Raw genomic sequence first — 23,545 nt, 5'->3', positions numbered from 1 at the left:
CCCCGGCAGCCGCGAACGCGTGCGAGAGCACCGCCGCACCACCGGCCACCTCGACCGGAGCACCGACCGGAGCACCGTTCACCGAGAACTGCACCGTGCCGGCCGCATCCGCCGGCGAGACCTGCGCGGTCAGATCCACCGGCTCACCGGTGATCGCCGCACCCGGCGCGGACACCTCCAGCGAGGTCACCACATCCGGATCCGACACCGCCACCGTCACCGGCGCACCGGACGCATTCGTGAACCCGGGCGCACCCGTGAACTCCGCCGACACCGAAGCATCCCCGGCAGCCGCGAACGCGTGCGAGAGCACCGCCGCACCACCGGCCACCTCGACCGGAGCACCGACCGGAGCACCGTTCACCGAGAACTGCACCGTGCCGGCCGCATCCGCCGGCGAGACCTGCGCCGTCAGATCCACCGGCTCACCGGTGATCGCCGCACCCGGAGCCTGCACCTCCAGCGAGGTCACCACATCCGGGTCGTTGACCTGCACGTCCTGCGTGCTGGACTGCGACGACTTTGCCTTCGCCGTGGACGAGAACTTCGCCTGCAGCGACCGGGTGCCCGCCTCCGACGGCGTCCACTCATAGGTCGCGACACCCGACGAGTTCAGCTGGCCCGAACCGACCTTCGTGCCCCCGTCGTAGAAGTCCACCGGATCACCCTGCGCACCGCCGGTCACCGTTGCACTCAACGTCACCGGCACACCCGTCACCACGGGGCCGGACACCGCCGCCAACGACGTCGTGGTGTTGTTCTTGGCCACCGTGAAATGCGGACCCTTGGTCTTGTAGCTACCGGAACCCAGACTGCCGTCGTAGGCCATCCCCGTCTTCAACTCGGTGTCACGAGCGCAATCCTCGGTCACCCGGTACTTGAACGTGAAGGTCTGCGAGGTCGGGCTGATATTCGGCCAGACGTTCCACGACCCCGTCACCCGGGTGTAGGTCCCCTTGTCCGACGCGCCGGACTTGTTGCTGCTGACGAATTCCAGGCACGACGGACGATAATCGTCCACTCTGGTGATGATCTCGAGAACCCAGTCGCGCTCGAACCTCGTCGACACCTCGACTTCCTGACCGACCGACAACGTCGTATCACTGATCGTCCGCTTGAAGTCAGTATTGCCGTCCGACCAGCTCACCGACCCACTCGCTGCCGCTGCCGGCCCGGCACCCACGGCCGCCGCGAACCCCGCGGCCATCGCGAAAACGCTTATCCCGCCGACTACCCGGCGTAATCCCCTGCCAACCATGCATCTCCTTCTCGACGACGACCAGCGGCCGCCAACTCAACGGATCAGGCCTCGACCCGGGACCACGCCCAACGAATCCACTCCGAAGCGCGTTGCAGGACCCACGCCGACCCCCGCAACCACACCGCGGCCCCGACCCCACGGATGAATGCGCAACGGACTGTACCGGACAAACGTCCAAAAGACGTCGAATTGGACGCATTCGAATTGGCAGAATTCAGCTGCCTGTCCGGGACAAGGCCCGCCGTGATCAATAGATGTCGGATCCCGGCGGTATTGAATCCCAACGGTATTGAATCTCGACTGGATGGAATCCGGGTTATCGGACCCGGTTCGGATCCCAGGCGAATGGCTGTGGCCCCCTGCCACTCGGGCAAGGGGCCACAGCCAGCTCTCACTCTTCGGGCGTCAGGACCGGATCACAGGCCCAAGCTGCCCAACGATCCGGTACCCGCGTCACTCGACTCGGCGACGTCGAGCACCTGCACCTGCGACGTCGAGCCCTCCACACCCGCAGCACCGGAGTATTCGACGTGGATCTCGTGCGGCCCAACGGAGTCGAAGGTGTACACCAACTCCGCGAAACCCTCGATCACGGCGACCGGATCACCGATCTGCACGCCACCGTCGAAGAACTGCACCGTGCCGGTCGCATCCGCCGGCAGCACCTGCGCCCTCAACGTGAACGGCACGCCCACAGTCGCCGACGGTGACGACGTGATCACCACCGACGACGACGGATCCGACGGATCCGACACCGAAACCGTTGCCGCCGACGACGAACCCGCGAACCCTGTGGTGCCCGAGTACTCGGCCGAGATGCCGTAGTCCCCGGCAGCATCGAACGTGTACGGCAGTATCGCGCGGCCGCTGCCGTCGACCTCGACCGGATCACCGACATCGACATTGTTCACCTTGAACTGCACGGTGCCGCCCGATGGAACCGGCGACACCAGCGCCGACAGGCCCACCGGCTCACCGGCGGTCGCCGTGTCCGACAGCTGGATCTCGAGTGATGTCACCACGTCCGACACGGTCACGGTCTGCCCCGCGGTGGACGCATCGGTGAACCCGGGCGCACCCGTGAAGACGGCCGAGATGCCGTACTCCCCGGCAGCCCCGAAGGTATGCGACAAGCTCGCCGCACCGTTCACCACCTCGACCGGATCCCCGACCGGGGCGTCACCATCGAAGAACTGCACCGTCCCCTGGGCCTCGACCGGCGTCACCGCCGCGGTCAGCTCCACCGGCTCACCGGTGATCGCCTCACCCGGCGCGGACACCTCCAGCGAGGTCACCACATCCGGATCCGACACAGCCACCGTCACCGGCGCCCCGGACGCATTCGTGAACCCGGGCGCACCCGTGAACTCCGCCGTCACCGACGCATCCCCGGCAGCCCCGAACGCGTGCGAGAGCACCGCCGCACCGTTCACCACCTCGACCGGGCCACCGATCGGCGCGCCACCATCGAAGAACTGCACCGTCCCCTGGGCCTCGACCGGCGACACCGCCGCCGTCAGCTCCACCGGCTCACCGGTGATCGCCTCACCCGGCGCGGACACCTCCAGCGAGGTCACCGCATCCGAGACTGTCACGGTCTGCGCCGCCGCGGACGCGTTGGTGAACCCGGGCGCCGCCGTGAACTCCGCCGTCACCGAGTACTCCCCGGCAGCCCCGAACGCGTGCGAGAGCACCGCCGCACCGCCGACGACCTCGACCGGATCCCCGACCGGGGCCCCGTCCACCGAGAACGCCACCGTGCCCTGCGCCTCGGCAGGCGAGACCTGCGCCGTCAGCTCCACCTGCTCACCGGTGGTCGCCGTGCCGGGCACCGACACGACCACACCCGTCGACTGCGGCTCGTTGACCTGCACATCCTGCGTGCTGGACTGCGACGACTTCGCCTTCGCCGTGGACGAGAACTTCGCCTGCAGCGACCGGGTGCCCGCCTCCGACGGCGTCCACTCATAGGTCGCGACAGCCGACGAGTTCAGCTGGCCCGAACCGACCTTCGTGCCCCCGTCGTAGAAGTCCACCGGATCACCCTGCGCACCGCCGGTCACCGTTGCACTCAACGTCACTGGCACACCCGCGACCACCGGGCCGGACACCGCCGCCAACGACGTCGTGGTGTTGTTCTTGGCCACCGTGATGTTCGGGCCCTTGGTCTTGTAGCTACCGGAACCAAGGCTGCCGCTGTAACTCATCCCCGTCGACAACGGAGTATCACGAGCGCAATCCTCGGTCACCCGATACTCGAACGTGAAGGTCTGTGAGGTCGGGTCGAAGTACGGACGGACAGTCCACGACCCCGAAACCCGGGTGTAGTCCGACTTGACCTGTGGGTTGGACTTGTTGCTGCTGACGAACTCGAAGCACGACGGGTGGTGTTCGTTCACCTCGTAGATGATCTCCAGAGCCCAGTCGCGCTCGAACCTCGTCTTCACCTCGATGATCTGCCCCACCGACACGGTCGTGTCGCTCACCGTCCGCTTGAAGCTGGTGTTGCCGTCCGACCAGCTCACCGACTCACTGGCCGCGGCCGCCGACCCGACACCCACGCTCGCCGCGAAACCCGCAGCCATCGCGAAAACACTTATCCCGCCGACTATCCGGCGCAATCCCCTGCCAACCATGCATCTCCTTCTCGACGACGGCCACCGGCCGCCAACTCAACGGATCAGGCCTCGACCCGGGACCACGCCAACGAATCCACTCCGAAGCGCGTTGCAGCACCCCACGCCGACCCCCGCAACCACACCGCGCCCCGACCCCACGGATGAATGCGCAACGGACTGTACCGGACAAACGTCCAACTGCCGCCGAATTGCGAAGACCGGCCCAAGTGAGAAGGCTGTGGCCCCCACCACACGGCTGGGGGCCACGCCTGCTTTCACTCCTCCGCCGTCAGGACCGGATCACAGGCCCAAACTGCCCAACGATCCGGTACCCGCACCACCAGACTCGACGACGTCGAGCACCTGCACCTGCGACGTCGCGCCCTCCACGCCCGGACCGCCGGAGTAGACGACGTGGATCTCGTGCGGGCCAACGGAATCGAAGGTGTACACCAACTCCGCGACACCATCGACCACCTCGACCGGATCACCGATCTCCACACCACCGTCGAAGAACTGCACCGTTCCCGGCAACATTGGTGGGCCGATCACAAGCGCCTCCAACGTGAAGGGCACGCCCGGCGTCGCGGACGGCGGCGACGTGACAACCACCGACGACGACGCATCCGACGGATCCGACACCGTCACCGTGGCCGCCGCCGACGAACCCGCGAACCCTGCCGTGCCCGAGTACGCGGCCGACACCGCGTACGATCCGGCGGCATCGAACGTGTACGGCAGGATCGCCCGGCCGCTGGCGTCAACCTCCACCGGAGAACCGACATCGACACCGTCCACGTTGAGTTGCACCGTGCCACCGGATGGAACCGGCGACACCTGCGCCAACAAAACCACCGGCTCACCGGTGGTCGCCGTGTCCGACAGCTGGATCTCGAGAGTGGTCAACACATCCGGTTCCGACACGGCCACCGTCACTGGCATCGCAGTCGCGTTCGTGAACCCGGACGCACCGGTGAACTCGGCCGAGACGGCGTGCCCCCCGGCAGCCGTGAACGCGTGCGACAGGGCAGCCACACCCTCTGCAACCTCCACCGGGGTCCCGATCGCCACGTCACCATCGAAGAACTGCACCGTGCCGGCCGCCTCCACCGGTAGCACCTGCGCCGTCAACTCCACCGGCTCACCCGTGGTCGCCGTGTCCGGTGCGGACACTTCCAGCGAGGTCACCACATCCGCCACCGCCACCGTCACAGGCCCCGCCGACGCGTTCGCGAACCCGGGCCCACCGGTGAACTCCGCCGCAACGCCGTACTCCCCGGCAGCCGCGAACGTGTGCGAGACGCTCGCCGCACCGTTCGTAACCTCGACCGGATCCCCGATCGGGGCGTCGCCATCGAAGAACTGCACCGTGCCCTGGGCCTCGACCGGTGAGACCGCCGCCGTCAACTCCACCAGCTCACCTGTAACAGCCGTGCCCGGCACCTGGACCTCGAGGGAGGTCACCACATCCGTCACCGTCACGTCCTGCGTGCCCGACTGCGACGACTTCGCCTTCGCCGTGGACGAGAACTTCGCCTGCAGCGACCGGGTGCCCCCGTCCGGCGGCGTCCACTCATAGGTCGCGACACCCGACGAGTTCAGCTGGCCCGAACCGACCTTCGTGCCCCCGTCGTAGAAGTCCACCGAATCGCCCTGCGCGCCACCGGTCACCGTCGCAGTCAACGGCACCGGCACACCCGCGACCACCGGGCCGGACACCGCCGCCAACGACGTCGTGGTGTTGTTCTTGGCCACCGTCACGTTCGGGCCCTTGGTCTTGTAACTGCCTCCGCCCAGACTGCTCTCGTAGCTCATACCCGTCGTCAACGGGGTGTCACGCGCGCAATCCTCGGTCACCCGATACTCGAACGTGAAGGTCTGCGAGTTCGGGCTGATGTTCGGCCAGACATTCCACGACCCCGACACCTCGGTGTAGTCCGACTTGACCGTCGGGTTGGACTTGTTGCTGCCGACGAACTCGAGGCACGACGGATGGTAATCCCTGACCTCTCGGATGATCTCGAGAGAGCCGGAGCGCTCGAACCTCGTCTTCACCTCGACGACCTGACCCACCGATACCGTCGTGTCACTCACCGTCCGCTTGAACTTGGTGAGGGCGTCCGACCAGCTCACCGACTCACTGGCCGCGGCCGCCGACCCGACACCCACCGTCGCCGCGAAACCCGCAGCCATCGCGAAAACACTTATCCCGCCGACTATCCGGCGCAATCCCCTGCCGACCATGCATCTCCTTCTCGACGACGGCCATCGGCCGCCACTCAACGGATCAGGCCTCGACCTGGGACGTCAACGCCCAACGAATCCACTCCTGAGCGCGTTGCGGCACCCCACGCCGACCCCCGCAACCACGCCGCGCCCCCGACCCCACGGATGAATGCGCAAGGGACTGTACAGGACAAACGTCCAAAAGGGGGTCGATTTGCGCAGGTCAATCTGAACAGGTCGACCCGCACGAAAGGGCTGTGGCCCCTACCCAACGGGAAGGGGCCACACCTGCTTTCACTCCACAGCCGTCAGATCACAGGCCCAAGCTGCCCAACGATCCGGTACCCATGCCACCAGATGCGGCGACCTCGAGCACCTGTACCTGCGACGTCGCGCCCTCCACGCCCGGACCACCGGAGTAGACGACGTGGATCTCGTGCGGCCCAGCTGAGTTGAAGGTGTACACCAACTCCGCGACACCATCGACCACCTCGACCGGATCACCGATCTTCAAACCACTTTCGAAGAACTGCACCGTGCCGGCTGCATCCGCGGGCATCACCTCCGCCCTCAACGTGAACGGCACATCCGCCGTTGCCGACGGCGACGATGTGATCGCCACCGACGACACATCCGACACCGTCACAGGCACCGGCGCCGCGGACGCGTTCGTGAACCCAGGTGCACCGACGAAAGCGGCCGAGATACCGTACTCCCCGCCGGCAGCGAAAGTGTGCGACACGCTCGCCGCCCCGTCCGCTACCTCGACTGGTTCACCGATCGCCACGTGACCTGCGAAGAACTGCACTGTTCCGACCGCATCCGCGGGCGAGATCTGCGCCGTCAACTCCACCGGCTCACCCGCAACAGCCGTGCCCGGCGAAGACACCTCGAGTGAGGTCACCACATCCGGATCCGCCACCGCCACCGTCACCGGCATCGCAGTCGCGTTCGTGAACCCGGGCGCACCGGTGAACTCGGCCGAGACCGCGTGCTCCCCGGCAGCCGTGAACGTGTGCGCCAGCGCAGCCGCGCCCTCTGCGACCTCGACCGGATCACCGATCGCCACGTCACCGTCGAAGAACTGCACCGTGCCAGGCGCATCCGTTGGAGAGACCTGCGCCGTCAACTCCACAGGGTCACCCGTGTCTGCCGTGCTGGGCGCCTCGACTTCGAGGGCGGTCACCACATCCGCCACCGCCACCGCCACCGGCGCCGCCGACGTGTTCGTGAACCCGAGCGCACCCGTGAACTCGGCCGAGACCGAGTACTCCCCGGCCGCCGCGAACGCGTGCGACAGCACAGCCGCACCGCCAACCACCTCGACCGGATCCCCTACCGGGGCGCCACCATCGAAGAACTGCACCGTGCCCTGGGCCTCGACCGGCGAGACTGCCGCCGTCAACTCCACCGGCTCACCGGTGATCGCCGTCCCCGGCGCGGACACCTCCAGCGAGGTCGCCACATCCGTCACTGTCACGTCCTGAGTGCCCGACTGCGACGACTTCGCCTTCGCCGTCGACGGGAACTTCGCCTGCAGCGACCGCGTACCCGCCTCCGGCGGGGTCCACTCATACGTCGCCACACCCGACGAGTTCAGCTGGCCCGAACCGATCTTCGTGCCCTCGTCGTAGAAGTCCACCGGATCGCCCTGCGCGCCACCGGTCACCGTCGCGGTCAACGTCACCGGCACACCCGTCGGCACCGGGCCGGGCACCGTGGCCAATGACGTCGTGCTGTTGTTCTTGGCCACCGTGACGTTCGGACCCTTGGTTCGGAAGTCGCCGGTGCGCAGGCCGCTGGCGTAACCCATCCCCGTCGTCAGTTGGGTGTCACGAGCGCAATCCTCGGTCACCCGATACTCGAACGTGAAGGTCTGCGAGTTCGGGCTGATGTTCGGCCAGACATTCCACGACCCCGACACCTTGGTGTAGTCCGACTCGACCCTCGGGTTGGACTTGTTGCTGTCGACGAACTCCCAGCACGACGGGTGGTAGTCCCAGACCTCTCGGATGATCTCGAGGGAGCCCGAGCGTTCGAACTTCGTCTTCACCTCGATGATCTGGCCCACCGACGCCGTCGTATCGCTCACCGTTCGGGTGATCTTGGTGGAGGCGTTCGACCAGCTCACCGACTCACTCGCCGCGGCTGCGGACCCGATACCCACGGTGGTCGCGAAACCCCCAGCCAACGCGAAAACACTTATCCCGCCGACTATCCGGCGTAATCCCCTGCCAACCATGCATCTCCTTCTCGACGACGGCCACCGGCCGCCAACTCAACGGATCAGGCTTCGACCTGGGACAGCAAGACCTACGAATCCACTCCGAAGCGCGTTGCAGCACCCCACGCCGACCCCCGCAACCACACCGCGTCCCGACCCCACGGATGAATGCGCACCGGACTGTACCGGACAAACGTCCAAATGGGGTCGATTTGCGAAGGTCGATCTGAACAGGTCACCCCACGCGAAAAGGCTGTGACCCCCTACGACACGGGCAGGGGGCCACAGCCGGCTTTCATTCCTCGGCCGTCAGGTCCGGATCACAGGCCACCCAAGCTGCCCAACGACCCGGTGCCCACGCCACCCGACTCGCTGACCTCGAGCACCTGTACCTGCGATGTCGAGCCCTCCACGCCCAGACCACCGGAGTAGACGACGTGGATCTGATGCGGCCCAACGGAGTCGAAGGTGTACACCAATTCCACGACACCATCGACGACCTCGACCGGATCACCGATCTCCACGCCACCATCGAAGAACTGCACCGTGCCCGGCAACACCGGGGCACCGATCACCTGCGCCTTCAATGTCAATGGCACACCCACCGTCGCCGAAGGCGACGAGGTGATCACCACCGACGACGGCACGTCCGAGGGATCCGGGTCCGACACCGTCACCGGACGCTGCACCGACGTGGACCCCGCAAACCCAGCTTCAGGCGTGAACACAGCCGTGATCTGGTGCGTCCCTACCGTTGTGAACGTGTGTGGCACGCTCGCCGAACCATTGGTCAGGACCGTTGGTGCACCGACCGCCACTCCACCGTCGAAGAACTGCACCGAACCGGCCGGCACTGCCGACCCCGAAAGCGCCTGCACCGTCGCCGACAACGCCGTCTCGACCCCTGTCGTGGCCGAACCCGGAACACCCAACAGCGTTACCGTCGCAGCATCCACGGTGACCGTGGACGGCGGCGCCGACGAGTCCGTGAAGCCTGTGGCACCGAAGAAGTCGGCTGCGACCGCATGCTGCCCGGCATCGGCGAACGTAAACGACATACTCGCCGCCCCGTTCACCACTTCGACCGGATCCCCGACCGAGACCCCGCCGACGGTGAACTGCACCGTGCCCTGCGCATCCGCCGGCGACACCTGTGCCGAGAACTCCACCTGCTCACCCGTCACCGTCGTCTGGGGCACGGTCAGGGTGGTCGACGTCGGAACCACCGGGATACTCACGTTCACGGTCTGAGCGGGGGCGGTCGAACCCGAGAACCCGCTGTCGCCGGTGAAGACCGCCGTGATGCTGTGCGTGCCGTCCGTCGTGAAGGTGTGCTGCATGCTCGCGGCACCATCTACGACGGTGACCGGAACACCGATATCAGTTCCGTTGTCCTGGAACTGCACCGATCCCGCGGCGTTCTGGGGTTCGACGTTGGCCGTCAGCGTGATTTCTTCATCGGTGAGCGCCTCTGCTGGGACGGTCACCGACAGGCTCGTCGCTATGTCTTCGACATCGATCGTCTGAGGCGGCGATGTCGAACCTTCGACGTTGCCGGCACTCGGGAAGAACTGCGCGGTGATCTCATGCGCACCCGGGGCGTCGAACGTGTGGTCCACGCTGGCCGTGCCGTCCGAGACCGGAACCGGAGCACCGATATCGGCGCCGCCGTCCTTGAACTGAATGGTGCCGGCCTTTGCGGGAGTCACGGTCGCGGTAAGTGTGGTCGGGACTCCCACCTGTGCAGTTGCCGGCGCCGAAACCGCCGTTGTCGTGGGTGTCGCCGCGACCGATACCGCTAGGTCCGGCATCGGATTGCCCGTGGTGGTCTCATCCCCGAAAAGGTTGTACATCTGGAAGTCCAAACCAGTTGAACGTGGTCCGGGTGTGGCGTCTTCGGGGACGGTGTACGTGAAGGTGAGCGTGGGGTGTACCGGGCCGTTGTTCCGCTCCACCTTCGCCAGTCGCAACGTTGCGTCGGTCCACCGGACCCGAACCGACCCGTCACCCGCCTGCGTGGCGGTCCCGTCGAACACACTCGGGTCGTTCAGGTCGCCACCCGTACCCCGATAGACGGTTCCGGTTACGCTCTGCAAGACATATCCGGCGGGCGGATAGTCCGTGAGGAAGTTGAGGTATTTGACAATCCCCTCGTTGTTGACGACCTCGATGGTGGTCGTCACGGTGTCACCGGGATAGGCAACAGCCGGCGTGACCGTCTTGGTCGCGGTCAGCCCGGATCCGCTCACCGTTGCTGTCGCCGTGGTGGCGTTCGCCACGGCTCCACCCAATGCAATCTGACCCACTCCTGCCGCGGCCATTGTCATGGCTCCCGCAACCACGGTCGACACGAGTAGTCGCATCCTTGATCGGGACATTCGAAATCCTTTCCCCTCGTGAGGGTCTCGATGACGACCTAAGCCGTCCTTGCTGGTGGGCCACCCGCCCCGACCACGGGTGGTCATCCGACCTACTGCTCGAGTCCTGCTCAGGAGCCGAAGCTCAGGCTGCCGAGGCCGCCACTCGAGACCTGGATCGTGCGCGAATCCGACGTCGAGTCCTTGACGCCCTGGCCGCCGCTGAACACCGCGTGGATCACGTGCGCGTCCGACGTGGTGAAGCTGTGGCTCAGCACCGCCGTGCCGTCGACAACCGCGACGGCGTCACCGATCGGGTTCTCCCCGTCGAAGAACTGGACGGTGCCGCTCACCGGCACGTCTCCGGCACCGGTTACCTGCGCCGTGAGCTCCACGGGACTATCGACCGTCGCGTTGGCGGGCACCGTGATCACGGTGGCCGTGTCGATGTCGATCGGAGTCGGCACCGCGACCTCGACGCCCTTCGCTGCAGCTGTGGAACCGGCGAATCCGGTAGCGCCGGTGAAGGTTGCGGTGATCGTGTGGGCACCCTCGGTCGTGAACGTGTGCGTCAGCGTGGCCAGGCCGTCGTCCACCGGCGCCGTTCCGATCGAGACGCCGCCATCGAAGAACTCCACGGCGCCGACGCTCGGGACGACTTCCGCGGTTGCGACGTCGTACACAGTCGCATAGAGCCGCTCGGGCTCACCGGTCTTGGCGTTGCCGGGGACGCTCAGGATCGTCGTGGTGTCGGCGTCGACCGGAGTCGGATCCGAGACCGTCACGGTCTGCGCACTCGCTGTTGAGTCCCCGAACCCGGTACCACCGGTGAAGACGGCAGCGATGTTGTGCGCACCGGCAGCCGAGAAGGTGTGCTGTAGCGTCGCAACACCGTTCGACACCGTCACCGGCGACCCGATGTCTTCGCCGCCATCAGTGAACTGAACCGTTCCCGTCGCGTGGTCTGGTGCGACGCTCGCCGTGAGCGTGACCTCCTCACCGGTCTCGGCGTTGGCCGGAGCCGACACCGTCGTCGTGGTTTCCACAACGGGATCCACCGGATCGGTCACCGTCACGGTCTCCGCCCCCGCGGTGGAACCAGCGAAGCCGGGCGCACCGGTGAACTCGGCAGTGATCGTGTGGGCGCCCGCGGTTGTGAACGCATGTGACAGCGTGGCCGTGCCGGCAGCGACTGTTACAGGCCCGCCGATGTCGGCGCCCTCGTCCTTGAACTGCACGGTGCCCTCCGCGTTCGACGGAGTCACGTTGGCGGTCAGGTCGACGAGGGTGCCGGTCTCCGCATCCTGCGGAACCGTCAGTGCCAACGTCGTCTCGACATCCACCGGGTCGTTCACGGAGACGACCTGGGCCGACGAGGTGGAATCGGCGAAGTTACCGGTCCCGGTGAACACCGCCGCGACGGAGTGCGAACCGGTGGTCGTGAAGGTGTAGTCCAGGCTCGCCGTACCACCCTCGACCGTCACCGGGGAGCCGATGTCGACGCCGCCGTCCTGGAACTGAATCGAACCTGTCGCGTCATCAGGTGCGACGGTGGCCGTGAGCGTCACCGGAGTACCGGTCTCCGCAGTATCCGGAGCGGACAGCGTCGTGGTTGTCGATACCTGCGAGGCAACGACATTGATCGTCGCCAGCGGACCCGCGCCGGCGTTGAGCGGTGCGGAACCCGAGTCGCGCGGAACGCAGCGGGTGTTGGCCCATTGCGTTCCGAACAGCGATGCCCTCGGCAGGAAGGTGTTGAAGTTCTCCAAGGCATTGAAGTTGGCCGCGATGCCACCCGTGCGGAGCTTGGGCTCGATCGGTGTTCCGGCGTCCCCGGCGACGACCGTGACGTCGACCGCGGGCAGCTGGAACCAGCTGTCACCGTCGGCGTTGGGCGAACCATCTAGGTTCAGCTGCAGTTTCGGCGCGCGGATGCCGCCCTCCGAGTTGGTGCTGACGCTGCCCGAGGGCCCGTTCCCGATCACTTCGTTGTTGCCGGACAGACGCAAGATCTGGCCGGTGGCGGCCGGGTTTCCGGTCTCGTCGACGCGGATGACGTTCGGAGGCACGTTGTCGAGGTTGGTGCCCGAGCCGACCACGGCGGCTTCGACGAAGGTCGAGTTCTCCGGGATCATGAAGTCGAACTTGAGCCGGGAGACGTTCGTCGTAGTCGCGCCGGAATCGCGGTTCGGGTACGAGGACGGACCCGGCTGAATGCGGTAGGTGAAGGTCTCGCCAGGTTCGACCTGGGTCGGGGCGGTGACGCTCACCGAGGTGTCCTGGATCTTCGTCACGTCGATGATGCTGTTCGCCTGGCACGCCGCTTTGTAGCTCGTCACCGTCGTGACCGGGTCGTCTGCCGCGGACGCCGCCGGAGCGGCTATCAGGAGGGTCCCGGCCACAAGCGCTGCGCCTGTGATGGGGGCGGCGCAGTGCCTGAGTAAAGGCCTTGTCATGCACAACTCCTCTTCAAGAGTTTGCCGATGGATGGAGAGAAAAATTCGGGCGGAGCGGGATCACCATAACGACACTGTTACGTCGATGTATCGCTTTTCCAATCAAACGGTCTAGATGTTGCTATAGATTTGCTAGGGGGCAGGTAAGGTTACCGACGAGTATCGGCCTCGATCAGTTCCCCCGGGCGTCCCGCCGCAGTCGCGGCAGGTCTCCATGGCCATTAGCTGAACTAAGGATGTAAGGACCCGCCCGTACCCAGGCTGGTTGCCAGTTTCGGCCTCACAGCGAACGTCCGTTTGGCTGACGAAGACGCAATTGCCCGGGCTTCAGAAATTGAATACCGGCGAGTAGCAATTCCTTCTTACCGAGCAGTAGCGATTTCTTCCTACTGGGCAGTAGTGATTCGCCGACCGCGCCGACTCCTACATCCGGGTACCGTCCGGTACGTGTCCACCGAACGCCAGCGCACCTACACCTGGAACGACCCGGGCCCGATCGCCGAGGCCAACCGGAACCTCAGCGGCCTCGAGTTCGTCCGCGGACTCGTCGACGGCACCGTCCCGCACCACCCCACCGCAAGCACCCTGGGCTTCCATGTCACCGACGCCCACGAGGGCTTCGTCGAGATCACGGCAGAACCGGCCGAATGGCACTACAACGCCGTCGGCAGCGTGCACGGGGGAGTCATCGCCACCATGATCGACACCGCGATGGGCTTCGCCGTCTCGAGCACCCTGCCTGCCGGCGTCGGCTACACCACGCTCGATATGACCGTCCGCTACATCCGCGGCATCAGAGAGGGGGCGGGATCGATTCGCGTACACGGGTTCTCCGAGCACACTGGCCGCACCACCGCGACCGCGCGTGCCGAGGTCCGCGACGACGAGAACCGCCTACTGGCGACCGCATCGACCACGTGTCTGATCCTGCGCTGAGCCACCCCCCGAGCGCCGAGGGGTGACCTACGGCGTGAGCACCTCACGCCCGACGAACGGCACCAAGGCGGTGGGGACCTTGACCGAACCGTCTTCCTGCTGGTGGTTTTCGAGGATCGCGACGAGCCACCGCGTCGTGGCGAGCGTGCCGTTGAGAGTCGCCGCGATCTGCGTCTTGCCGTTCTCGTCGCGGTAGCGGATGCTCAGCCGCCGCGCCTGGAAAGTGGTGCAGTTCGACGTCGATGTCAGCTCGCGGTACGCCTTCTGCGTGGGAATCCAAGCCTCGCAGTCGAACTTGCGGGCCGCCGACGTGCCCAGGTCGCCCCCCGCGACGTCGATCACCCGGTACGGGACCTCGATCGCGGCGAGCATGTCCCGCTCCCAGGAGAGGAGTCGGCGGTGTTCCTGGTCTGCCTCTTCGGGCTTGCAGAACGTAAACATCTCCACCTTGTCGAACTGGTGGACTCGGATGATGCCGCGGGTGTCCTTGCCGTAGCTGCCGGCCTCGCGGCGGAAGCACGACGACCAGCCCGCGTACCGCTTGGCGCCGTCGGAGAGATCCAGGATCTCGCCCGCGTGGTAGCCGGCCAGAGGCACCTCCGAGGTGCCGACGAGGTAGAGGTCGTCGTCGGCCAGGTGGTAGATCTCGTCCGAGTGTTGACCGAGGAAACCGGTGCCCTGCATGACCTCGGGGCGCACCAGCACCGGCGGGATCATCATCGTGAATCCGTTGGCCATCGCCTTCTGTGCCGCCAACTGCAGCATGCCCAGTTGGAGCATCGCGCCGAAGCCGGTGAGGAAATAGAACCGCGACCCCGACACCTTCGCGCCGCGCTCCATGTCGATCAACCCAAGTGACTCACCGAGCTCGAGGTGGTCCTTGGGCTCGAAGTCGAAGGCCGGGATCTCACCAACGGTCTCGAGAGTGACGAAGTCGTCCTCGCCGCCCGCCGGGGCGCCGTCCTGCACGACGTTCGAGATCGCCCGGTGAGCCTCCTCGAGTGCGGCCTGCGCGCCGGCCTCGGCGGCCTCGGCTTCCTTGACCCTCTGGGCCAGTTCCTTCGACCCTTCGAGCAGCGCGGGCCGTTCGTCCGGGGACGCCTGCCCCACCTTTTTCCCGAACGCCTTCTGCTCGGCGCGCAGAGTGTCACCCGCCAGGACGGCCGCGCGACGCGATGCGTCTGCCTCGAGCAGCGCATCGACCAGACCAGGGTCTTCGCCGCGTGTACGTTGCGAGGCGCGGACAACGTCTGGGTTCTCGCGAAGGAACTTGAGGTCAATCACGACCCTAGACCCTACTTGGTTGAGCTCCGCTCACTCCGGGTGCTTCCCCAGTACCCGCGGATAGTCCTCGCGTTCGAACATACGGGCAGCATCGAGCGCCGGCGGATGACCCGCCAGCGCGTCGGCGCCGGCACCGACCAGGGCGTCCACACCCTCAACGTCGCCACTTGTGGCGTCGGCCACATCGAACAATCGACCGGCCAATTCCTGCACGTCGGCATCCGTAGAGGGGCGATGTTTCTCACTCACGCGGGAGAACCTGGGCGCAGGCCTCGGCATCCGAGTCGGTTGCAGGCATCATGGACGAGATGTCCCAGGATGAGACCGAGCCGACATCTCAGTCGGCCGAGCAGCCGAAGCGGCGCCGACACCTGCCTGCGCCGGTCGCCAGACGTGCCCTCGCGCTGGTTGCGATCGGTGCTCTGCTGGCCGCGGGTGCCACGATCTTCCTGTCGGGCGGCTTCGACCGCGGCCAGAACCTGGCCACACCCTCCGCGAAGGTCGGTCCACAGGCCACCGCCGCGGTCGCAGGCGAGGCATTCGGATCGGCCGGCGCCGGTGACTGCCTCGCGTGGAGTGAACCCGACGCCAGCGATCTCGAGAAGGTCGACTGCGTACAGACGCACCAGTTCGAGGTGGCCCGCGACATAGACCTGAGCGCGTACCCCGGCGTCGAGTTCGGGCCCGGCTCCCGGTTCCCGGGCGTGCTGCGCTTCTCCGAGTTGCGCGACGACTACTGCGCACCGGCGGTCAACAACTATCTGAACGGCCGCTTCGACCCCAAGGGCAAGTTCAGCGTCGGCCTTATCAATCCGGGCGAGGCCGGCTGGGCTGCCGGCGAGCGGACCATCCGCTGCGGGCTGCAGTTCTCCGGTGTCACTGGCACGTCGCTACCCATCAAGGGTGAGGTTGCGGAGCAGGATCAGTCGAAGGTATGGGACGTGGACACTTGCATCGGCCTCAGCCAGGGCGTGCCGTCCGATCCGGTCGACTGCACGCAACCTCATGCGTTCGAGGTAGTGGGTGTGGTCGATATGGCCAGCCAATTCCCGGGCGGTATGCCATCGGTCGAGGACCAGGACGAGCTCCTCGAAAAGGCCTGTACCGACGCCAGCACGGACTATCTCGGATCCCCCGAAGCCCTGCGCGACAAGACTCTCACGTTGTTCTGGGACAACCTGGACCTCGACAGCTGGCTCGTCGGGAGCCGTAAGATCAATTGTTCGATCGGCAAGGAGATAGACGGCAACGGGTTCGCGACGATCGTGGGCAGCGCGAAGGGCGACATCCTGATCGACGGTCAGGCGCCGGTACCGCCACCGCCGATCGGGTCGCGGGCGCTGCCGACTCCGCTGCCCGGTGCCGAACCATTGTTGTCGATCCCAGGAGCGTGACGTGACGGTGACCATGACGGACGCCCGATTCGAGGAACTGGTCTCGGAGGCGCTCGACCTCATACCGTCACAGCTCGCGGAAGCGATCGACAACGTCGTGGTGCTCGTCGAACCACGCAACGACGAGGAACCCACACTGCTGGGGCTGTACCAAGGCATCGCCTTGACCGAGCGGGACAGCCACTACGGCGGGTCGCTGCCCGACACCATCACGATCTATCGCGACGCCATCCTCGACGTGTGCCACACCGAAGAAGAGGTTGTGCACGAGGTGATGGTCACGGTGATCCACGAGGTGGCCCACTACTTCGGTATAGAAGAGGACCGTCTGCACGAGCTCGGCTGGGGTTGACCACCCCGGCGAGACTATGCCCGGTTTGTGTGGAACCGACCGGCCTCCCGCTGCGTCCAAGCAATCGAGGAACCGTTCCGCGAAGCTGGTTCCCAGGTTCGTGTCCTCGCCTCCCGACCCCTACACGAGGAGCCTCCGCCATGTCGGATCACGTGTTCGTCGACCCTGACGTCCTTCTCGCGGCCGCCGCGGAACTCGACGCACTGGCGATTCGCCTCCAGACGACGATGGCCGCCGCCAGCCCGGCCCTGAACGTCGCACCGTCGGGGTCCGAGGAGGTGTCGGTTCTGGCAGCAAGCTACTTCAACCGGCTTGCTAGCAGTTTCGGACCAGCTGCGACGCGCGGCATCGAGGAACTGACCGCCGCCGCGGCGATGCTCCGCGCCCAGGCCGCCGCATATTCGAACGAGGACCACGCCCTCGGCGCCACGCTCGCGGCGGGCATGTGACCTCGACCCGCCCGTACCACTCAGCCGACCAGAGGAGAAACGCATAATGGCCATCGGTGTCACCGGCGTCGTCTGGATACCTCGCGGTGCAACGGTCAACTCGACCGCGCTGAGCGCGGGCGCCGGGCCGGTGCCGCTCAGCGGGGCGAGTCCCGCCTGGACCTCGATCGCCGAGAGCTTCGTCGACGCGGGTGCGACCCTGACCCGCGTAATGCAGGAACTGCGTACCGGATGGACTGGCGTGGCCGCCGACGCCGCTCTGGCCAGGCTCGCCCCGTTCAATGCGTGGGCCCAGCAGTCCGCGACGCTTGCCGCCCAGACGGCCGCCAAGGCTTCCGCCGAAGCCGCCGCGTACACGACCGCTGCCATGGCGATGCCGAGCCTGCCCGAGATCACCGCGGTCAAGACCGCCAAGACCGCCGCCTATACCACCGGTGGCGCACTCAACGGGTCCGCAGCCGCCGCCGAAGCCGCAGACCGGGCGATGGACATCCGGGCCGGGCTGGTGATGGAGGCGTACGAGGCGGCATCGAGCATGGTTGCAACACCCGAGTCATTCGCGCCCCCACCACCGCTCACCAACGGTTCGACGGTGGGACTCGAGGCCGGCGACGCTGGTGAGGTGGGCCAGCGCACGCTCGAGAACGACTTTCGCGGCGGCCCGGTCGACACGGTCGCGGCCGCGGCCACCTCGTTCGCGCAGAATCCCGCCGTGGCGAACGCGACGACGCAGGTCGGGGCAGCCACCGGCCTCGTCTCCACCGCCACGTCAGCGGCCTCCGACATCGGCGGCGCCGGTCTCGGGGCGAATAGAGCCGGGACACCGACACTCATGGGGAACACCTCTGCCCCGTCCTCGGGCACCGTCAGGGGCGCCTCAGCCACCGCCGGCGGGGATGGCGGCTCCGCCGTCCCGCGGGCGGCGGGCGCCCCCGACCGAGCCCGCGTCGCGCTACCCGACGGCTGGTCTCAGGCCGGGCGACTCGACGGTGCCGCCCGGCCCGGTGGCAGCACCGGCGGTGCGGATGCGTTGCGTGCCGACGCGTCTGGCACCGCCCGCAACACCACCCCGGTGGCTGGAGCACCGGCCGGCGCGCATCGAGGTGCCGTCGACCTCGCCGAGGACGACCGCTCGGCGCCCGGCTACCTGCGGAGCTTCGAGCACTTCTCCGACGGGCGCACTGTCATCCCGTCGGTCATCGGCGCCGAACTTCCCGAGGACGGGCGGTGATCGACCTCGGGCTCGAACCGATCGACGCGACGCTGCCGCCGACAACGCTGCACGTCGACGAGATCGACCTGCTCGCCCATCTGCTCGATATCGATGTCCTGCCGGTCGTGCTCGACACGGGACCGCGCTTCGATGCTCTCTCCGGGCGGGATGCGGTGTTCCGCGATGCCTACGGCACGCTGGAGTCGGCCGCGCTGATCGAGGGAGTCGGCGGGGGGTTCAAAGTGCACCCGGACCTTGCCGGACAGTTGCGCACACTCGCTCGCCCGCGTGCAGAGATCGCCGTGCGACGGCATGGCGGCGGGACAATCCACCGGGCGTGTCTGGCCCGCGACGAAGACAGCGCCGACGCCGGCGTGCTGGCGCTCCGCAGCGGCGACACGTTCACGATCCAAAGGGTCGAAGGCGCACTTTCAGAACCGCTCGGGCAGGCGCTGGGCAGCGTCGAGCCACTGCTGTTCGGCGCGGTGAATTGCCCCACCGCGGATCTCACTTCAGCGCTCGATCAGATCACCGCCCCGCAGGGGGCGGCACGCCCGCTGACCGCGGTGGGGGTCCGCGCCGAGGAGGCCGCGGTCCTCGGTCCCGCGTTCGCCGACTGCCCGGAGTTCACTGAGATCGTCGGATTCGCGCATGTGGAAGGCAGCCCGCCGGTGATGCACGGACCGGTGACCGTGTTCGACACCTCGGCCGGGCGCATCGTGGGCACCACCAGCGTCGCCACCGACGGCGTCAAGTGGACATCGCTCGGGCCGGGGACACCCGGTCGGCTACAGCAGGCGATCGAGGCTCTGCTCGCTCAACTCGGCTGAGTCGTCGATCAGGCCGGGCCGTCAGCCCATCGGGTGGTCAGCCCATCGGGTCGTCAGCGGCCTCGGTTGCCGTCTCCTCGAACCACGGTCGCCGCGCGGGCGCCACGAACGGCGGATCGTAAGTGCCCCACCGTATGCAGTGCCAACCCCCGGAAGTCGGGGCAAGCTCCACCGTGGAGGTGTTCTCCAGGTGCCGATCGGCCGCGAACGCCCCGGGCACACCGGCCAGGTGGGCGGCCACCAACCGGATCGCGGCGCCGTGGCTGACCACCACGACGTCTCCGCCTTCGCTGCCGTCGAGATACTCGGCGCGCAGCGAATCCACGACCGGCACATACCGTTCGATGATGTCGTGACCGGATTCGCCGCCCGGGATCCGCGCCGACAGGTCGCCTTCGTGCCACGTGTGGAACACCTTCGCGAACATCCGGTGCGAATCGACGTCGGAGCGGTCCTCGAGTTCACCAGCCTGGGCCTCGTGCAGCCCATCCCGAACCTGCAACGTGATGCCCGCCGCCGTCTCGACGAACCCGGCCGTCTCCCGTGCGCGTAACGCCGCCGACGACACCAGCGCCGATGGCGGGAGCTCCGCGTACCGGTCGCCGAGCCTCTTCGCTTGGGTCCTCCCGAGTTCCGTGAGCCGGGCACCGGGCAGTCGGGTGTCGAGGCGTCGCTCGACGTTCGCCTCGGTCTGTCCGTGCCGAACCAGGATCAGCCTGCCGCTCACGCGTCCTCCTCCCCACTGCGCAGTCGCTCGAGCCACGTGACGGCGTCGGCGTCGGACATCGGGGCGCCGCCACCGGGGACCGCCGATGGCCACGACCCGAGGAAGCGCACATCGCTGAAGCGGTGCAGTGCCTTGAGCGCCTCCGCAACCAGACCGTCGTCGATGTGCCCGACACAGTCCAGGTGGAACAGGTAGGTGCCGAATTCCTTACGCGTGGGACGGGATTCGATACGGGAGAGGTCGATGCCGCGCGTCGCGAACTCCGTCATGGCCCGGACCAGCGATCCGGGGACGTTGTCGAGGTGGAGCACGACACTGGTGCGGTCGTTACCGGTGCGCGCCGGCGCAGGCCCAGGCTTGGTCACCAGCACGAAGCGGGTGCGGGCACCCTCGTAGTCGGCCACCCCTGATGCCAATGCGGCGAGCCCGAGCCGTTCCCCGGCCAGCGCCGTTGACACACCGGCGTCCGCGACACCGGCCGCAACATCTTCTGCCGCACCAGCATTCGACGACGCCGGCTCGACGCGAACGTTCGGCAGGTGCCTGTCGAGCCAGCCCTGCACCTGCGCGGTCGCCACTGGGTAGGCGCGGACGGTACGGACGTCGTCGAGCGTGGTACCGGGGCGGCCGACGATCGTGAACGAGACCTCGAGCTCGGTCTCGGCCATGATCTGCAACCGGTCGCCGAGGGCGAGGGCGTCCATGGTCGGCCGGATCGACCCCTCGACCGAGCTCTCGATCGGCACCACCGCGCCGGCGACGTCTCCGCTGCGGACCAGTTCAAGCGCGGCCGACTGGCTCGACGCGGCCACCCGCTCGACGTCGCCGTCGAACGCGCCCGCCGCCTCGAGCTGGGCGAGGGCCATCTCTGTGAAGGTTCCCGTGGGTCCGAAGTAGGCGATACGAGGCACGCCTACGAGGTTACGCAATCATGTGCGGCGCCCTCGGCGTTTCCGGTTCCGGTGCAGGGCCCGCTACTGCAGGCCGGCGTCGGAGAGCATTCGCTCGACGTCCGCCAGGTCTTCGACCTCGACTCCGAGCAGCACGCCCCGCACCGCTTCGGCGGCCTCCGGGGCCAGTGCCGCGAGCGCCGCCGCGTCGGGGCTGGTCAGCGCCGCTCGGACGTCGTCGCCGGACAGCGCCGCGACCGTACCGGCCAGCAGCGACAGCACCTCGGAGCCGTCTCGGGCACGTCCGACGAAACCGACGGACGTGTGCGCGAGGACGGCGAGGAAGTCGGCGACCGCGTCGACGGGCTGACCGGCGATCAGGCCGGGGCTGTAGCCGGCGTCCGCCAGGACCTGCGCCGCCTCGGCGAGGGTGCCGGTGTCCGGTTCTTCCGGTGTGACGAAGACGGTGACGGGCGCGGGCAGGCGCAGTCCGACGGCGTCCTCGACCTGCGTGGTGGTGCAGTCCACGTGGTAGCGCAGCACGCGGTGCTCGGCAGTGCGGTCGAGGTTGTCCGGATCGATGTCGAGTTCCACCACGACCCTGCCGGCATCAGCGTCGGTTCCGGCGGCAGCCTCGAGGACCGACGCGGCGACGATCTGCGGTCCGGCCACCACGGTGTCACCGGCGGCGGCGGGAAGGGCGGATTCGCGTCGCTCGAGGAGCAGTCCCGCGACGAGCGGCTGCGCCGCCCGATCGCCGGCCGCGGGAAGGGTCGGCATCGACAGTGAAACAGGAATCGACACCCCGCCACGTTATCCCGGACCGGGGGGTTCGATTCCCCCGGTCCTGACCACGATCGTCTTCCGGATCGGTCACATCCCGGCCACGGGCGACGAACTTCCTGCCACGACCCCGTCACGGGTGTACAGAGAAATTGAGAAAGGTGGTGGGCCATGGGGTTTATGTCTTGCCGCTACGCCGACCGCCTGGACTTCGGGTTTCTCTCCGACCCGGAATCAGTGCCGGGACTGGAGCGTTTTAATGATGAGACCGAGACCGCAATGGGCGGTCTCGCACGGATACCGGAAGTTCGCTCGACATGACTGCCGCAATGCCTCGTCGTGCCTCGAGCGGGACCCCACGTCGCAAGGCGAACTATCAACCGCCGACGACGATGCTCGTCAACCCGCACTTCGAGGCGCTCGCCACACAGTTCTTCCACATGTTCCGTCGCACCCGCGACGGCGGTGGCGCCCTGGCCGTCTACTTGCATGGAGAGCCGGTCCTCGACGTCTGGGCCGGGTGGGCGTCCCCGATCCGCAAGTGGGACTCCGACACAGTGACGTTGTCGTTCTCGACCGGAAAGGGCGTCGCGAGCACGGTTCTGCACCGCCTCGCGCAGCGCGGCTTGATCGACTACGACACGCCTGTCGCTGAGTACTGGCCCGAGTTCGGCGAGGCCGGCAAGGAATCGATCACCGTCCGCGAGTTGCTCAGCCACCGCGCCGGATTGCACCGCATCCGTGGCCTGGTTTCCGGTCGCCTCGCGCTGCTCGACCACGACCGGGTCACCGCAGCACTCGCGGCGGCGGTGCCGGATCCGCGCCGCACGAAGATGCCTGGCTACCACGCTGTCACGTACGGAACGCTCATCGCTGAACTGACCGAACGGGCGTCGGGTAAGTCGTTCACGGAACTCGTCCGCACCGAGGTCGCCGAGCCACTCGGGATCCCCGAGTTCTGGTTCCAGGTTCCCGAATCGGAGAAGAGCCGTATCGCGAAGGTGTTCCCGCACATCAACCCCTTCGGGGTGCCGTGGGGGGTGACGTCGCTGACGCTGTCGCTGGTGCCGCACCTGAGGGACATCGCAGACGCGGGCATGCCCGAAGGCTTCGACATGCTGGTGCGCGACCCGACGATTCACGACTACGTGATGCCGGGCTGGAACGGCGTGTTCAGCGCCCGCGCACTGGCCCGCATGTACGCGGCGTTCGCGAACGACGGCGTCGTCGACGGGATCCAGTTCCTCGAACCCGAAACGCTCGAGCAGTTGGGCGAGGTGCAGACCCGCGCCCGTGACTACGTGCTCGGTATCCGGATGAACTGGCGCCTCGGTTATCACGCGGCCCTCGTCGCGGCCCGTACCCAGCACTCGGGCGCGTTCGGGCACTACGGGATGGGCGGGTCCGGCGCGTTCGCCGACCCGGAGACCGGACTGTCGTTGGCATTCGTCACCAATCGCCTCGGTAACGCGCTGACCCCGTTCGCCGACCTGCGGCTGCCCAGTCTCGGCGCGAAGGCGGAGTCCATCGCTCATCACATGTAGC

At 67.2% G+C, this 23,545-nt stretch carries 18 protein-coding genes; 7 read left to right on the top strand and 11 right to left on the bottom strand.

What is annotated here, in order from left to right; genetic code table 11:
* The 6 genes from EGT50_RS12015 to EGT50_RS11990 form a co-directional block, all read right to left on the bottom strand.
* The coding region (locus tag EGT50_RS12015; protein ID WP_164873397.1) for an Ig-like domain-containing protein at nucleotides 1-1,258 on the bottom strand (1,258 nt) is incomplete at its 3' end.
* A gap of 419 nt (nucleotides 1,259-1,677) precedes the next feature.
* A complete protein-coding gene (locus EGT50_RS12010; RefSeq protein WP_127954807.1) occupies nucleotides 1,678-3,897 on the bottom strand; it encodes an Ig-like domain-containing protein in 2,220 nt (739 codons plus the stop codon).
* 282 nt (nucleotides 3,898-4,179) lie between these two features.
* Complete coding sequence (locus EGT50_RS12005) at nucleotides 4,180-6,123, bottom strand: Ig-like domain-containing protein (protein WP_127954805.1); 1,944 nt, start codon at nucleotides 6,121-6,123, stop codon at nucleotides 4,180-4,182.
* A gap of 295 nt (nucleotides 6,124-6,418) precedes the next feature.
* Complete coding sequence (locus EGT50_RS12000) at nucleotides 6,419-8,347, bottom strand: Ig-like domain-containing protein (RefSeq protein WP_127954803.1); 1,929 nt, start codon at nucleotides 8,345-8,347, stop codon at nucleotides 6,419-6,421.
* Between the two features lie 302 nt (nucleotides 8,348-8,649).
* Nucleotides 8,650-10,707: an Ig-like domain-containing protein gene (locus EGT50_RS11995; RefSeq protein WP_164873396.1), complete on the bottom strand. Its 2,058-nt coding sequence runs from the start codon at nucleotides 10,705-10,707 to the stop codon at nucleotides 8,650-8,652.
* Between the two features lie 110 nt (nucleotides 10,708-10,817).
* Complete coding sequence (locus tag EGT50_RS11990; protein WP_127954799.1) at nucleotides 10,818-13,142, bottom strand: Ig-like domain-containing protein; 2,325 nt, start codon at nucleotides 13,140-13,142, stop codon at nucleotides 10,818-10,820.
* 447 nt (nucleotides 13,143-13,589) lie between these two features.
* Between EGT50_RS11990 and EGT50_RS11985 the strand changes: the two genes are divergently transcribed.
* Nucleotides 13,590-14,078, top strand: coding sequence for a PaaI family thioesterase (locus EGT50_RS11985; RefSeq protein ID WP_127954797.1), 489 nt, complete (start codon nucleotides 13,590-13,592; stop codon nucleotides 14,076-14,078).
* A gap of 27 nt (nucleotides 14,079-14,105) precedes the next feature.
* Here EGT50_RS11985 and serS read toward each other — a convergent pair whose 3' ends face one another.
* On the bottom strand, nucleotides 14,106-15,362 hold the full coding sequence (serS, locus tag EGT50_RS11980; RefSeq protein ID WP_127954795.1) for a serine--tRNA ligase: 1,257 nt from the start codon (nucleotides 15,360-15,362) through the stop codon (nucleotides 14,106-14,108).
* A 30-nt stretch (nucleotides 15,363-15,392) separates the two neighbouring features.
* Nucleotides 15,393-15,611: a hypothetical protein gene (locus EGT50_RS11975; protein ID WP_235870716.1), complete on the bottom strand. Its 219-nt coding sequence runs from the start codon at nucleotides 15,609-15,611 to the stop codon at nucleotides 15,393-15,395.
* Between the two features lie 59 nt (nucleotides 15,612-15,670).
* On the opposite strand from EGT50_RS11975, the gene EGT50_RS11970 reads away from it, so the two are divergent.
* From EGT50_RS11970 to EGT50_RS11950, 5 genes are all read left to right on the top strand, one after another.
* Nucleotides 15,671-16,756, top strand: a complete 1,086-nt coding sequence (locus EGT50_RS11970) for a septum formation family protein (protein WP_127954791.1) — start codon at nucleotides 15,671-15,673, stop codon at nucleotides 16,754-16,756.
* Between the two features lies 1 nt (nucleotide 16,757).
* Nucleotides 16,758-17,108, top strand: a complete 351-nt coding sequence (locus EGT50_RS11965) for a metallopeptidase family protein (RefSeq protein ID WP_206615805.1) — start codon at nucleotides 16,758-16,760, stop codon at nucleotides 17,106-17,108.
* A 140-nt stretch (nucleotides 17,109-17,248) separates the two neighbouring features.
* Complete coding sequence (locus EGT50_RS11960) at nucleotides 17,249-17,557, top strand: PE domain-containing protein (RefSeq protein WP_127954790.1); 309 nt, start codon at nucleotides 17,249-17,251, stop codon at nucleotides 17,555-17,557.
* Nucleotides 17,558-17,603: 46 nt separating this feature from the next.
* Nucleotides 17,604-18,788 (top strand): PPE domain-containing protein, encoded by a 1,185-nt coding sequence (locus tag EGT50_RS11955; RefSeq protein ID WP_127954788.1) that lies wholly within the window; start codon nucleotides 17,604-17,606, stop codon nucleotides 18,786-18,788.
* Complete coding sequence (locus EGT50_RS11950; protein ID WP_127954786.1) at nucleotides 18,785-19,600, top strand: ESX secretion-associated protein EspG; 816 nt, start codon at nucleotides 18,785-18,787, stop codon at nucleotides 19,598-19,600. Before EGT50_RS11955 ends, EGT50_RS11950 begins: the two co-directional genes overlap by 4 nt.
* Before the next feature lie 37 nt (nucleotides 19,601-19,637).
* Here the strand turns inward: EGT50_RS11950 and EGT50_RS11945 are convergent, their stop codons facing one another.
* The 3 genes from EGT50_RS11945 to EGT50_RS11935 form a co-directional block, all read right to left on the bottom strand.
* Nucleotides 19,638-20,327: a histidine phosphatase family protein gene (locus tag EGT50_RS11945; RefSeq protein WP_127954784.1), complete on the bottom strand. Its 690-nt coding sequence runs from the start codon at nucleotides 20,325-20,327 to the stop codon at nucleotides 19,638-19,640.
* Nucleotides 20,324-21,238, bottom strand: a complete 915-nt coding sequence (gene pheA / locus EGT50_RS11940; RefSeq protein ID WP_127954782.1) for a prephenate dehydratase — start codon at nucleotides 21,236-21,238, stop codon at nucleotides 20,324-20,326. Before pheA ends, EGT50_RS11945 begins: the two co-directional genes overlap by 4 nt.
* A gap of 63 nt (nucleotides 21,239-21,301) precedes the next feature.
* Nucleotides 21,302-22,021: a hypothetical protein gene (locus EGT50_RS11935; protein ID WP_127954780.1), complete on the bottom strand. Its 720-nt coding sequence runs from the start codon at nucleotides 22,019-22,021 to the stop codon at nucleotides 21,302-21,304.
* Nucleotides 22,022-22,317: 296 nt separating this feature from the next.
* On the opposite strand from EGT50_RS11935, the gene EGT50_RS11930 reads away from it, so the two are divergent.
* Nucleotides 22,318-23,544 carry a serine hydrolase domain-containing protein gene (locus tag EGT50_RS11930; protein ID WP_127954778.1) on the top strand — a complete coding sequence of 409 codons (1,227 nt, stop codon included), beginning with the start codon at nucleotides 22,318-22,320 and terminating at the stop codon, nucleotides 23,542-23,544.
* Nucleotide 23,545: the final 1 nt, after the last annotated feature.

Origin of the sequence: Rhodococcus xishaensis (assembly GCF_004011825.1) — a bacterium.
GTDB lineage: Bacteria > Actinomycetota > Actinomycetes > Mycobacteriales > Mycobacteriaceae > Prescottella > Prescottella xishaensis.
Note: the sequence above shows the minus strand (reverse complement) of the source record. Positions and strands in the feature narration are given on the sequence as shown.